General features: G+C 55.9%; 13 protein-coding genes. 2 read left to right on the forward strand and 11 right to left on the reverse strand.

Annotated features, from left to right (window positions below; genetic code table 11):
- Window positions 1–127 precede the first annotated feature (127 nt).
- The 5 genes from D6C13_RS18285 to D6C13_RS18305 are packed head-to-tail and all read right to left on the reverse strand — an operon-like array spanning window position 128 to window position 5,162.
- A complete protein-coding gene (locus tag D6C13_RS18285; protein WP_120134124.1) occupies window positions 128–805 on the reverse strand; it encodes an ABC transporter ATP-binding protein in 678 nt (225 codons plus the stop codon).
- Entirely contained in the window at window positions 798–1,667 is an 870-nt protein-coding gene (locus D6C13_RS18290) for an ABC transporter ATP-binding protein (protein WP_120134125.1), read from the reverse strand. Before D6C13_RS18290 ends, D6C13_RS18285 begins: the two co-directional genes overlap by 8 nt.
- Window positions 1,657–2,520, reverse strand: a complete 864-nt coding sequence (locus D6C13_RS18295) for an ABC transporter permease (RefSeq protein WP_120134160.1) — start codon at window positions 2,518–2,520, stop codon at window positions 1,657–1,659. The genes D6C13_RS18290 and D6C13_RS18295 overlap by 11 nt, the downstream gene beginning before the upstream one ends.
- A gap of 21 nt (window positions 2,521–2,541) precedes the next feature.
- Window positions 2,542–3,594 (reverse strand): ABC transporter permease, encoded by a 1,053-nt coding sequence (locus D6C13_RS18300; protein ID WP_120134126.1) that lies wholly within the window; start codon window positions 3,592–3,594, stop codon window positions 2,542–2,544.
- Window positions 3,594–5,162 carry an ABC transporter substrate-binding protein gene (locus D6C13_RS18305; RefSeq protein WP_120134127.1) on the reverse strand — a complete coding sequence of 523 codons (1,569 nt, stop codon included), beginning with the start codon at window positions 5,160–5,162 and terminating at the stop codon, window positions 3,594–3,596. The genes D6C13_RS18300 and D6C13_RS18305 overlap by 1 nt, the downstream gene beginning before the upstream one ends.
- Window positions 5,163–5,534: 372 nt before the next feature.
- Between D6C13_RS18305 and D6C13_RS18310 the strand changes: the two genes are divergently transcribed.
- Both D6C13_RS18310 and D6C13_RS18315 read left to right on the forward strand, forming a co-directional pair.
- The gene (locus D6C13_RS18310; RefSeq protein WP_120134128.1) at window positions 5,535–5,939 is read left to right on the forward strand and encodes a CidA/LrgA family protein; all 405 of its coding nucleotides are present in this window, start codon (window positions 5,535–5,537) and stop codon (window positions 5,937–5,939) included.
- Window positions 5,932–6,627 (forward strand): CidB/LrgB family autolysis modulator, encoded by a 696-nt coding sequence (locus tag D6C13_RS18315; protein WP_120134129.1) that lies wholly within the window; start codon window positions 5,932–5,934, stop codon window positions 6,625–6,627. The genes D6C13_RS18310 and D6C13_RS18315 overlap by 8 nt, the downstream gene beginning before the upstream one ends.
- A gap of 304 nt (window positions 6,628–6,931) precedes the next feature.
- Here the strand turns inward: D6C13_RS18315 and flgL are convergent, their stop codons facing one another.
- The 6 genes from flgL to flgG form a co-directional block, all read right to left on the reverse strand.
- Window positions 6,932–7,894 (reverse strand): flagellar hook-associated protein FlgL, encoded by a 963-nt coding sequence (gene flgL, locus D6C13_RS18320; protein ID WP_120134130.1) that lies wholly within the window; start codon window positions 7,892–7,894, stop codon window positions 6,932–6,934.
- Window positions 7,895–7,921: 27 nt separating this feature from the next.
- Window positions 7,922–9,574, reverse strand: coding sequence for a flagellar hook-associated protein FlgK (gene flgK / locus D6C13_RS18325; protein WP_120134131.1), 1,653 nt, complete (start codon window positions 9,572–9,574; stop codon window positions 7,922–7,924).
- A 142-nt stretch (window positions 9,575–9,716) separates the two neighbouring features.
- On the reverse strand, window positions 9,717–10,685 hold the full coding sequence (flgJ, locus tag D6C13_RS18330; RefSeq protein ID WP_120134132.1) for a flagellar assembly peptidoglycan hydrolase FlgJ: 969 nt from the start codon (window positions 10,683–10,685) through the stop codon (window positions 9,717–9,719).
- Window positions 10,685–11,791, reverse strand: coding sequence for a flagellar basal body P-ring protein FlgI (locus D6C13_RS18335; RefSeq protein WP_120134133.1), 1,107 nt, complete (start codon window positions 11,789–11,791; stop codon window positions 10,685–10,687). The genes flgJ and D6C13_RS18335 overlap by 1 nt, the downstream gene beginning before the upstream one ends.
- Window positions 11,792–11,801: 10 nt before the next feature.
- Window positions 11,802–12,506, reverse strand: coding sequence for a flagellar basal body L-ring protein FlgH (locus tag D6C13_RS18340; RefSeq protein ID WP_120134134.1), 705 nt, complete (start codon window positions 12,504–12,506; stop codon window positions 11,802–11,804).
- A gap of 183 nt (window positions 12,507–12,689) precedes the next feature.
- Complete coding sequence (flgG, locus tag D6C13_RS18345) at window positions 12,690–13,472, reverse strand: flagellar basal-body rod protein FlgG (RefSeq protein WP_120134135.1); 783 nt, start codon at window positions 13,470–13,472, stop codon at window positions 12,690–12,692.
- Between the last annotated feature and the right edge of the window lie 6 nt (window positions 13,473–13,478).

Consider the following 13,478-nt stretch of genomic DNA (forward strand, 5'->3'; position numbering starts at 1 on the left):
GCGCAGGCAAATTGACGTGAAAATTCGGGGAGGGTACCGGTGGAGACGCTTAAAAAACGGCCTGAAGAACAGGCCGTCATAACCGAGGATTTGCAGTAAACAGCGCAGCGTGGATTGCCGCTGAGAATTAATTGAGAACAATCCCTTTTGCCATGTGTACCGCCCTGTCGCACATATGGTCGATCACGTCCGCATCATGGCTGACCAGAATCATGGTCAGGTCGCTGCTGGCTTTAAGGTCGTTGAGCAGGTTAAGGATTTCCGCCTGCACCGACATATCGAGCGCAGACGTCGGTTCATCAAGCAATAACAGCTTAGGTTTGAGCAGCAGCGCCCGGACAATTGCCACCCGCTGACGCTGGCCGCCGGAAAGCTGATGTGGATAACGGTGCATCAGCGCCGGATCCAGCCCGACCTGACGGAATCCTTCGGCAATCTTCTGTTCGATGTCCTGCTCTTTGAGGATTTTCAGCGGCTCCGCCAGCGTGCGCAGCAATTTGTGTTTCGGATGCAGCGACGCATACGGATCCTGAAACACCATTTGTACGTCGCGCCGCAGGCTGCCGGTGAAAGGTTTGCCGGGTTTTACCTGGTGGTCGAGCAGTGTCAGACCACCGTCCCAGTGACCGTTCAGCCCGGCCAGTACCCATAACAGAGAGGATTTACCGCAGCCGGACGGCCCTACCAGTCCGAAGCATTCGCCTTTATTGATGGTCAGGCTGACGTTATGCACCACGGTGCGGACTTCAACGCCCTGACGGTGCGACACGCTCAGCTGATTCAGTTCAGCGACAATCTCACTCATGGTGCGGCTCCTGCTTTAAAGAGGCCAGCAGCGCGCGATCCAGCACCGGCAGGCGTTCGCCGTGGGTAAATTTGCTCGGTCTGCACGACCATAACGTATGGGTATACGGGTGAGTGGCGTGTGCCAGCTTGTCCGCAGGCAACTCATCGAGCAGTTCGCCTTTGTACATCACCAGCACGCGCTCGCAGTAGTGCGCCACCTGTTGCAGGTCGTGGCTTATCAGGATCAGCCCCATATTTCGCTGTTCGACCAAACGCTCAATTAAGCCCAGCACCTGTTCGCGCATGTCAAAATCCAGCGCCGACGTGGGTTCATCAGCAATCAGCCACTGCGGATCATTGATCAGCGCAATCGCCAGCATCACGCGCTGGCCCATGCCGCCGGAAAGCTGATGCGGATATTGCTGTTGCAGGAATGCCGGATTTGGCAAACCGACGGCGTTAAGCATGTCGGCGACCTTTTCCTGACGTTCTTTACGCCCGAGACGCGTATGCAGGCGCAGCGGTTCTTCGACCTGTTTACCGATTTTTTGCGTCGGATTCAGCGCATGTTTCGGATCCTGCATCACCATCGAAACGCGGTTGCCGCGCAGGCGGTTCCATTCCCGTTCTTTTAAGGTGGTCAGGTCGTTATCGCCCAGTGTCAGCTGCGATGCGCGCAGCTGACACGGATGCGGCAACAGCCCCATCAGCGCGCGGGCGGTCAGGGATTTGCCGGAACCGGATTCACCGACCAGCGCCACTCGTTCCTGTCCGACGCTCAGTGACAGGGATTTCACCAGTTCCAGCGGACGTTCGCCCGGCAGATAAATGGTGAGATCTTTCGCGACAAGTTTGTCGTTATGCAAAATGTCAGTTGCCATGTCGTGGATCCATTTTGTCACGCAAGCCATCGCCCAGCAGGTTGAACGCCAGGCTGGCGAAGAGAATTGCCCCGCCCGGTGCGGCGGCGACCCACCACTGGTCGAAAATGACTTTACTGCCTTCGGCAACCATTGAGCCCCATTCGGCGGTTGGCGGCTGAATACCCATGCCGAGAAAGCCCAGACCGGCGGAGGCCAGAATAATACCGCCGAGGCTGAGCGCCGCGCGCACTACGGCGCTTGGCAAACACAGCGGCAGAATGTGGCCGAACATCAGGCGCAATCCTCCGATGCCCTGCATACGTGCCGCGGCCAGATAATCACTGCGGCGCAGCGCCAGCGTTTCTGCCCTCGCCTGACGGGCAAACGGCGGCCAGCTGGTGAAGGCCAGCGCCAGCGCACCGTTCATCAGGCCAGGACCGAGGATAGCGACCAGCGCCAGCGCCATCACCAGACTGGGTAATGACATCACGATATCGGTCAGACGCATCAGAATTCGCTCGAACCAGCCACCGATATAACCAGCGCTGATGCCGATCAGCAGGCCCACAGGAATGGTCAGCACCAAAATCAGCGACACCAGCAGCAGCGTCGGGCGCGCGCCGTAAATCACACGGGATAACAGGTCACGACCAAAACCGTCGGTGCCCAGCCAGTGCGTGAGCGAAGGCGGCAATAAACGCAGTTCGATGTGCTGAATGTTCGGGTCAAAAGGTGCCAGCAACGGCGCAAGCAGCGCGGTCAGCACCAGAATGGCGACCAGCACCAGCCCGACGCTCAGCGTGGTAATACGGCGCGCAGGTTTCCAGACGTTGGTCCCGATTTCGACCTGCACGGGTTGTTCAGGGATCATTTGTTGTGTCATAAGCGAAAACTACCGGGTCCGCGGATCGAGCAAATAAGTAAGGGCATCAGCCAGCGCATTGAGCAGTACGAAACAGGTACCGATCAGCAGCGTGGCGCCAAGGATTGCCGGAGTATCCGCCGCAAACAGCGCAGTGGTCAGATAACGTCCGACGCCCGGCCAGGCAAACACCGTTTCGGTCAGTACCGCGCCTTCGAGCAGGCTGGCGTAGGAGAGCGAAAGTACGGTGATCAACGTGCCCAGTACATTCGGGAATACGTGGCACAGTAAAACCCGCACCCTGCCCGCGCCTTTGGAACGCGCCAGAATCACGTATTCTTTGTTCATTTCACCGAGCATCGAGGCGCGCAGCAAACGGGTGATCCCCGCCATAGACAGCATCGCCAGCACGGTGACCGGCAACCATAAATGGCTGATGGCGTTGTAGAACATTTCACGGTCACCGGACAGCCAGGTATCGATCAGCACAAACCCGGTGCGCGGCGTCATGGTGTACATATATAAGTCGTCGAGCCGCCCCGGCCCGCCCGCCCAATGCAGCACGGCGTAAAACAGCAACAGGCCGAGCAGGCTCAGCCAGAATATCGGCACGGAATAGCCGAGCAGCGATACCATTCTCGCGACGTTATCCAGCCAGCTTCCCGGTTTCCACACGGCGAGAAGTGCCAGCAGAATTCCGAGCGTCCCGCCAAGCAGAATGGCACAGGTGGCCAGTTCGACGGTCGCCGGGAAGGTGCGCATTAAATCGCTGGCAACCGGCTGCGCTGTGATGCGGGAAATCCCCATATCACCGTGCGCCAGACTCTCCAGATAGCGGGCAAATTGCACCGGCACCGACTGGTCGAGACCTAAATCACGACGCACCTGCGCATACGTGGCTTCACTGGCGTGATCGCCCGCCACCTGAAGTGTCGGGTCAATCGGCGCAAGGTGGGAAAGCGTAAAGGTGAACGCCAGCAGGCCGAGCAACGTCAGCGCCAGCGAAATTACGCCGGTCAGCAATCGGCCTGACCAGCGCCAGCCCTGCCGGACGAATCCGGCGGGCGTTGAACTGTCTGTCATTACTTGGTGACCTTGCTGTAGAAGACCATGTCCGGGTTGATGCCCTGCACGTAGCCCTTAATGTTGTCACGTACGGCGATCAGGCTTTTGGCCTGTAAACCAATGACAAATGGTGAGTTTTTCTGTACTTCAAGTTGCAGCTGACGGTAGTCCGCCACGCGTTTGGCCTGATCCGGCTCGGCAATCGCCGCCAGCGTCAGTTTGTTAAGCGCCGGAATTGACCAGTTGGCGCGCCATGCCAGCGTTTTGCTGCCATCTTCCGGATTGAAAGCAAACGCGGAGGCATTGGTATTCGGGTCAAAGTAATCCGGGCCCCATGAAGACATGTACGCGTCGTATTCATGCGCCTTAATTTTGGTGGAAATCTGCGAGCTTAAACCCGGATCCAGTTTTACGGTCACGCCGCCCTGGGCGAAGCTGGCCTGCAACGCCTGCGCGATGTCCAGATACGGCGGCTGGTTGGCGGTAGACAGCGTGAAGCTGACGTTGGTCAGCCCGGCTTTTGCCAGAATCGCTTTGGCTTTCGCCGGGTCATAAGTGTATGGCGTGTCGTTCAGCGCGCCCAGATAGCCTTCCGGCAGGAAGGCCTGATGCACCTGGAACTGATTTTTCATCAGGTCATGGGCAATGTGGTTGTAGTCGAACAGGTAACGCGCCGCTTCCCAGAAGGCCGGATTTCCCAGCGCCGGAGACGCTTTGGCGTTGAACTGCATGAAATACAATGAGGCATACGGCACGGCCAGCGGTTTAACGCCTTTCTTGCCTTCAAGCGCCGCCATCTGATCCGAACCGAGGTTACGCGCCATATCCGCATCGCCCTGCTCAATCAGCAGTCGGCGCGCAGCCGGATCCGGCACGTTTTTAATCAGAATGGTTTTGAGCTTCGGCGCGCCTTCCGGAGACGTCGGGTTCGCAGACAAGATAACCACTTCATGCGGAATGTATTTGCGGATCTGATACGGACCGGAACCGGCTGAATGATTGCTCAGCCACTGATGTCCGAGGTCGTCGGCGCTCGCGTTAGCTTTCACCAGTTTGCTGTCGACAATCGAAGAAACTGGCGCAGACAGCAGGCTCAGCACGAAGGACGGGCTGACATCAGCAGTCCAGCTCACTTTCACATGCTGGTCGTCGATTTTAGTCAGGAAGGTATCGACGTTTTTATCTGTCCAGCCCAGCTGGGTCAGAATGAACGAAGGTTCCAGATTCAGTTTCACCACGCGTGACAGTGAGAAAATCACGTCGTCGGCTGTCAGCGGGTTGCCGCTGGCAAACACCGCTTTCGGTGACAGCGTGAACGTCAGGCTGCGGTTATCTTTGCCTGCTTCCCAGGAGGTCGCCAGCGTCGGTTTTAAATCGATCGGGTTATTCGGATCTGACTGCACCAGACGCTGATAAATGTTGTTGAAAGCCTGCACCGTGGTCAGCTCAAAACCCTGCGCCGGGTCAAAGCTGGAGGTGTCATCAATGGACTGGGCGATGACCAGCGTGTCCGGCGGCGTGGCGGCCTGGACAGCGAAAGTAGCCGCAATAGCCGTAAACAGGACGGACGGTAATAAAGCTTTCATCAGGTGAGACTCTCCAAAGTAGCGAAATTGCTAAAGTTTTGTTGAGTGTAAAGTTTCTTATTAAGAGCAGAAAGTCTGATAAATACTATCGTTATGCGAATTTTGAATAACGTTATCTGATTGGTTATTAAAGCCGCAGGACGGGCTCTGGCAGGGAATTGTTACTGTACAAACAGGCACGTAATCGGGCAAAGCCGCGCGGCCTGATGCGGGTGTCATCCGCGCCTGATAATACGGGCGTACCCTGCAATTTCAGCAGCCAAACCCTGTGTTTTTGGCATACACTTCATTCCTAAATTTCATACTGAGTTATGTGGCGCAGATCACATCTTAATTGTATGATGAATGCATCATTCAACTGGGTGAAACACCATGAGCCATGCAACTTCTCTGGCATTCCAATATATCCGGGCATTTATTCTGATTTATCTGTGTTTATTTGCCGGAAATGCGATTTCATCTCTTTTGCCGCTGACTATTCCCGGCAGCATTATCGGTATGCTGATCTTATTCGGTCTGCTTTCCACGCAAATTCTGCCCTTTAAATGGGTAAAACCCGGCTGCAACGTGCTGATCCGCTATATGGCGCTGCTGTTTGTGCCTATCGGCGTCGGCGTGATGAATTATTACGAGCAGCTGCGCACGCAGTTTGGCCCCCTGGTGGTGTCGTGTCTGGCCAGTACGATTATCGTATTGTTGGTGGTCGCGTATTGTTCTCACTATATCCACGGCGAACGCGGCGCGGTGGTGGACAAAGCGGAGAAAGAAAATGATTGATATTTTGTGGTCGCTGCCGCTGACTCTGCTGGTATTTTTCGCCACCCGCAAACTGGCAGTGAAACTTAAAATGCCGTTGCTCAATCCGTTACTGATGTCGATGGTGGTGATAATCCCGCTGCTGCTGGTGACTAACATCCCTTACGCCCGCTACTTCGCCGGCAGTAAAATCCTCAATGATTTACTGCAACCTGCGGTTGTCGCGCTGGCATTTCCGCTCTACGAACAGCTGCATCAGATCCGCGCCCGCTGGAAATCCATCATCAGCATCTGCTTTATTGGCAGCGTCGTGGCGATGACCACCGGCACCGCCATTGCGTTATGGATGGGCGCTACGCCGCAGATTGCCGCCTCGGTCTTACCGAAATCCGTCACAACCCCGATTGCCATGGCGACCGCTCAATCGATTAACGGCATTCCGGCCATCAGCGCCGTCTGCGTCATTTTCGTCGGGATCCTTGGCGCTGTTTTCGGTCACACTATTCTGAATATCCTGAAGATCACTACCAAAGCCTCACGCGGACTGGCAATGGGCGCCGCCTCTCACGCCCTCGGCACCGCCCGCTGCGCAGAAATGGATTATCAGGAAGGCGCCTTCAGCTCACTGGCGCTGGTCATCTGCGGGATCATCACCTCCCTCCTCGCCCCGTTCCTGTTCCCCGTCCTGCTCGCCCTGTTTGGTCATTAAAGAACGTACTCCACCTCCCCTAAATAGTTCGTGCGGGATCAAGGCGGCAACTGAGCGAATCCCCGGGAGCTTACAACAAGTCAGTGACTGGGGTAAGCGAAGGCAGCCAACGCAGAGCCAGTGCGAAATATGGCGGGGAAGGAAAAAGATGTATGTCGCCAAACCTTAGAAAGACGACATACAAAACTGAGAGTACCCGGTTTAAGTACGGTCAGAAAAATGCCTGCCGGCCCGCACTTACGCAGACTGGCAGCAGATAACGAAGAGGATAAAACGGGCGCGCGATGCTGGCGCGCCGGAGGGATTACGAGTTCATCTGGAACAGCGACATACCTTGCATGGAGCTGTAGGTCTTGTATGACGCCTGCAGTGCAACCTGTTGCAGCGTGTAAGTCGAAATCGCTGAGGTCCATTCGGTGTCGACCAGATTGCTCAGCTTGGTGGAGTTGGCAACATCACGGTTACTGCCCAGCGTATCGAGGCTGTCGAGTTCACTCAGCTGAGTCCCCAGCTCTGAACGCACTGAAAGCACGTTGTTGAGGGAGTTGCTCAGGCCACGGTTGGCTTTATCGATCGCGTCGGTGTATTCGGTATCCGAGGTGTAATCCGCTGAAGGCGTTTTCAGCGCGGTCAGCGCCCCGTCGATGGTTTTGAAAATGTCAGATTCGCCGATCGAGCCATCCGGCTCTTTCTTCGCATCACCGGTTAAGGAATCAAAAATCTGATTGCCGGTGTGGTTGATGGTCATGGTACGACTGGCATCAACCTGTTGGGTGATCGCCGTGTCACCACCGGAATACGTCACCGCGCCGGTAGTCGGATCCTGCGTATAAGGTGCGGTATCACTCTTATAACCGGCAAAAATGTAACGACCGTTACCGTCGGTACTGTTCGCCATATTGAGCAGCTGCGACTTCAGGCTTTCCAGTTTGGTCGCCAGGGAAGAACGGTCGTCATCACTCAGGGAACCATCCCCCGCCTGAACGATCAGCGTCTGCGCGTCCTGAATCGTGGAGGTCACGCTCGATAAAATCGACTCTTCCTGACTCATGCTCTGGTTGGCAAAATTACGCGCAACCGAAAACTGGCCATTCTCCGACTGCGCCTGACGCACCAGCACGGCCTGAGAGGCAGCCAGCGGATCGTCCGAAGGTTTGCTCACTTTGGAACCGGTGGACAATTGCAGACCGGTCGCCTGGAAACGGTTCTGACCGTCGAGCACCGCATCCATATTTTGTTGGTAAATTATATTGGTACTAAGGCGCATGGCATCAGTTCCTTATCAGTTCAAAGATCAGCGAAGATTGATGATGGCGTCGAAAATAGTAGATGCCGTCTGCACCACCTGCGCGTTAGCCAGGTAATATTGCTGGTAACGTTGCAAATCACCGTATTCCTCATCGAGGTTAACCCCGGAAATGGACTGCTGCTGCGTCGTCAGCTGCGTCACGATATTGCTCTGCGCGGTGCTGGTAGTGGTCAGTGTTGCCACCTGATTACCCACGTTACTCACCATGTTGGCGTAAGCACCCGAGAGCGTCGATTTGCCCTCAACCACTTTTGCAGTTTGCAGGTTCAGCAATTTCTGCGCATTGGTATTATCGCTCACGCCGCTGTCGGCAGAACTGGCCGCAGCAATCAGCGAGGAATCGGTAATAGCCACACCCATGCTGCCCGCCACGTTACTCACGGTTTTGATGGTGAAGCTGTCGTTGGTCGATGGCGTACCGGAGACGGAAACGGATAAGCCGTCAAATTCCATCGTCGGGTTGCCACTGCTGTCTGTGCCTGCCGTTGGCGTGATTTTTGCGCCATCAGAAACACGGGTCACATCCCAGCTGGTGCCGTTGTAAGCCATGGTGTAATCGCTGGCTTTCACCGCAGTCGTATCTTTGTAAGCCACGCTGACATCGGCGGTGCCGGTGTTTTTGGTGTTGCCCACAGTGGTCGCGCCGGTGTAGGAGAAGAAATCCGTACCTGCGTCACCGTTAAGGTCGAAACCGGCTTTGTTGGTGCTGTTGAACGCGTCAGAAAAGGTCAGCGCCAGCTGCCCGAGCTGATTGATGGCCGGCTCAAGGTTGTCTTTACGAAACGCCAGCGTACCGCCGAGCGAACCGGTGGTCAGACGGCTTTCCTGAATTTCAGAAACTGTGCCATCCGGCTGAGTCATGCCGACGGTCAGTTTGGAAGGATCCGCACTGGAAGCCACTGCCACAACCGTTTTAGAGTTGCCGCCGCTTACCAGTGGCGTGCCGTTAGCGAAGGAGACGTTGTACGTATCGCCGTCCTGCTGAGTCACGGTCACACCGGTGATGTCGTTGAGCTGGCTGACCAGCTGGTCACGCTGGTCGAGCAGTGCGTTAGGTTCCTGACCGGTGCTGCCACGGGTTGCCGTAATCTGGGTATTCAGTTTGGCAATCTGCGACGCATAGGTGTTGATCTGGTCAACGTTTTGCGTGATCTGCTGATTCACCGCAGTATTCATATCGTTCAGGTATTTGGCGGAACTGTTGAACTGCGCGGTTAACCCCTGCGCTTCGCCCAATACTGCCTGGCGTGCCGAACTGTCACTGGCGTTGCTGGTCAGGGTTTGCAGGCCTTTGAAGAATGTCGACATGGTGGCGTCGATGCCGGTCGAACTGTCGCCCAGCAGATCATCAATGGAACTTGCCTGATCAAGTTGTGTTGAAAGCGCGCTGCCGGTCGCGCTGGCGCCCAGAAGCTGCGTCACCACAAAGGAATTGTATTCACGGTTGATGCCAGTAACGCTCACACCGTTGCCGATATACCCAGCTGACGTGGAGTTGCCATTGCTTTGGGTAATGATCGCCGTCTGACGGTTATAGCCCGCCACACTGACGTTAGCGATGTTGTTCCCGGTGGTGCTGAGCGCTGCCTGCGCTGCGTTCAGTCCGCTCATTGCGGTATTAATTAAGCTACTGGACATGAGTGACCTTTTGTCTGCCGGTGACCTTTTTTACCACCGTGTAATTAAGGGAACTGAATCGGGGCGCTCCCCTTTTCCCATTCTGATTTTGTTATCGGCCTGCACGGCTAAAACTTGAGAAAAAAAACCAGGATTTGAGCATCTAAAAGATATCTTTTAAATCATGGCTATACGCCTTGACCGCCTGCTCGCCTGCGCCTTTAATCTTCTGGATAACACTGACCAGTTTGTCGGCATAATTCGGGTCGGTGGCATAGCCTGCGCGTTGCAGTTCATGCGCGGCTTGTTCAGGGGTATTGGCGGACGCCACCTGGGCGTAACGCGGGTTGCTGGTCAGCAATTTGATGTAATCGCTGATGGCCTCGACGTAAGAGCCGTAGACGCGAAAACTGGCCTGGACTTTTTTCGCCACACCGTTGGTGTATTCGGTAGTGGTGATATTGGTGGTCGGGCCGTCCCAGCTGCTGCCCGCCTTAATACCAAACAGGTTGAAACTGCGCTTGCCATCAGAGGTCGGAATTTCGCGCTGTCCCCAGCCGGACTCCAGAGCGGCCTGCGCCATGATCAGCTGATGTGAAATCCCGCTGTCTTTACTGGCCACCTGCGCCGGAATACTCAGGCTTGAAACGAACTGACCGCTGTCGGCAGGCAGCGGTGCGCCACCTGTAGTGCGATCCGGTGCGGTCGGAATGACTTTTCGCAGATACTGTTCCATCGCCTGCACCGGCATACTTTTCAGCACTTCACCGTCCAGCGCCATCGGCACCGTACCCGCCAGTTCTGAAGGCTGTTTAGAGCCGCCGGACAGCTGTTCCACCATCATATCGGCCATGCCCAACCCTTTGTCGGACATGTCCTGTGCAATTTGCTGATCGTACATCGATGTATAAAGTTTGGTGGACTGGTTGTCGAGGATCCCCCCCTGCGGCAACGCCTGACGCATACTTTTCAGCATCATCTGGACAAATACGCCTTCAAACTGTTTCGCCACTTCTTTGAGATGCGCCTGCGGATTTTGTCCCACCTCCCGCTTCAGTTTGTTCAGGGAATTCGCATCATACGCCGCCCCTTGCGGGTCGAAAGCACCGGACATCGACATCAGATCGCTCATCAGATAATTTCCAAATCAGCACGCAGGCAACCGGCTGTTTTCATGGCCTGCAAAATGGACATCAGATCGATAGGCGTCGCGCCTAACGCGTTCAGGGTACGGACCACATTGTTCAGGCTGGCGCTGGAGCGCACCTGCTGGATAGAACCGCCAGACTGACGCACGGAAATATTGGTGTTTGGCGTTACCACGGTCTGACCGCCGCCGAACGGCGTGTTTGGCTGGCTGACATCGTTCTGGCGATCTACCACCACCGAAAGATTGCCCTGCGCAACGGCGCAACTGTCGAGCGTCACGTCACGGTTCATGACCACCGAGCCGGTACGGGAGTTGATGATAACTTTCGCATCCATCGGCCCGACATTGACTTCGATATTCTGAATTTGCGCCAGAATGCGCACCTGCGAGGTATTACCGCGCGGCACGATGACCTGAATATTGCGGGAATCCAGTGGTGACGCGGTGCCCACTCCCTGACGGTTAATGGCATCACTGACCTGCTGCGCCAGATTGAAATCTTCATCATTGAGTTGCAGGTTGATCACGCCTTCGGTGCCGAAGGTGCTTGGCAGTTCGCGTTCGATAGTGGCGCCGCCGGTAATACGACCGCCGGAAACCTGGTTGACCGTCACGCTGCTGCCACCGGCTGACGCGCCCGCACCGCCGACCAGCACGTTACCCTGCGCCAGCGCGTAAACCTGATTATCTACGCCTTTCATCGGCGTCATCAGCAAAGTGCCGCCACGAATACTTTTGGCGTTACCCATCGAGGACACCACCACGTCAATCGCCTGTCCGGCACGGGAGAACGGCGGCATTTTGGCGGTCACCATTACGGCGGCCACGTTTTTCAGCTGCATGTTGGTCCCGGCCGGTACGGTAATACCCAGCTGGGACAACATGTTGGTCAGCGTCTGGGTAGTGAACGGTGTCTGCGTGGTCTGGTCACCGGTTCCGTCGAGGCCGACCACCAGGCCGTAGCCAATCAGGGCGTTATCACGCACGCCTTGTACCGTCGTCAGATCACGAATACGGTCGGCGGATGCGGGCAGTACCACCAGGGCGGACATCGCCAGACAGATAACACCGGAAAGTAGTTTTCGCATGATTGCCTCGTTATAACGGCGATAAGTTTAGGAAGAACCGCTGCAACCAGCCCATGTTCTGCGCTTCATTGATGTAGCCGTTACCCACGTATTCGATGCGCGCATCTGCCACCTGTGTGGAGATAACGGCGTTTGCACCGCTGATGGTGCGCGGGTTGACCACACCGGAGAACCGGATGAATTCGGTGCCCTGATTAATTTCGATTTGTTTTTCACCGACAACTTTCAGGTTGCCGTTAGCCAGCACTTCCGCGACCGTTACGGTCAGAGTGCCGCTGAAGGTGTTATTCGCCGCTGCGCCGCCTTTACCGGCGAAGGTATTAGCACCGGACATATCCACATCGGCGCGGGCATTGCCGAACAACCCTTCCAGATAGCGCGGCGCGGTGGCGGCACCAAAGGTGGTTGACCCGTTGCGGCTGGCGTTCGCCGAGGAACTTTTGCTCGCACTGACGTTTTCCTGCAAGACGATGGTCAGAGTATCCCCGACGTTACGTGGACGACGGTCTTCAAACAGAGGCTGATAACCATAGTTCATCGGCTGAACGGACTGGAAAATCGAGCCGTTTGGCACCGGCGGTGCGGCGGGCGCAGGGGTCGCTGTGGTGGTTCCGGGTACCAGCGGGGTATGCGGCATATACGCGCAGCCGTTCGCCAGTAACGTGATTAACAGCGGCAGCACCAGCTTGCCTGGTCGGTCTGTATAAGAAGTCATTACCGACGTTATTTTTTTGCTCACCACAGTTATCGCCTTTAAAAAATCGACCTGGTAGGGATCTGAACCGGTTCAGGACTGACGCCATCCGGCACCCGTCCTCTTGTTTTTTGTGGCTGCCCGAAATTGTGACAGCCACTTCATTTTGTTATGACTGACTAAAAGTTATGACGTACAAAAACCTTACAGCTGCGACAGTTTCTGCAGCATTTCGTCCGAAGTAGACACTGCTTTACTGTTGATTTCGTAAGCGCGCTGCGTCTGGATCATGTTGACCAGTTCTTCCGCCACGTTGACGTTGGAGGTTTCGACATAACCCTGATACAGCAGACCCGCGCCGTTCAGGCCCGGAGTGCTTTCAGTCGGCGCGCCGGAGCTCTGGGTTTCCTGATAAAGGTTTTCACCCATCGATTCCAGGCCGCTGTTGTTGATGAAGGTGCTCAGCGTCAGCTGCCCGACTTGTTGTGCCGCCGTCTGTCCCTGCTGGGTTACGCTGACGATACCGTCACGACCGACCGTCATGCTCAGCGCATTGGCCGGAATAGTGATCGCCGGAATAACCTGATAGCCGCTCGACGTGACCAGCTGACCGTTCTGATCCACCTGGAAAGAGCCGTCGCGGGTATACGCGGTGGTACCGTCCGGCAGCTGCACCTGGAAGAAGCCTTCGCCTTTGACGGCGATGTCTTTACTGTTGCTGGTCTGCGACAGGTTGCCCTGCGAGAACAGACGTTCAGTCGAGACCGGACGCACACCCGTACCAATCTGTAAACCCGATGGCAGGTTGGTCTGCTCAGAAGACTGCGCACCTGGCTGGCGGACAGTCTGATAAAGCAGGTCTTCGAATACCGCACGCTGGCGTTTAAAGCCGTTGGTGCTGACGTTCGCCAGGTTGTTGGCGATAACGTCCATGTTGGTCTGCTGGGCATCCAGACCGGTTTTCGCAATATACAGCGATGGGATCATGTCATT

Origin of the sequence: Rahnella woolbedingensis, assembly GCF_003602095.1 — a bacterium.
Classification (GTDB): domain Bacteria; phylum Pseudomonadota; class Gammaproteobacteria; order Enterobacterales; family Enterobacteriaceae; genus Rahnella; species Rahnella woolbedingensis.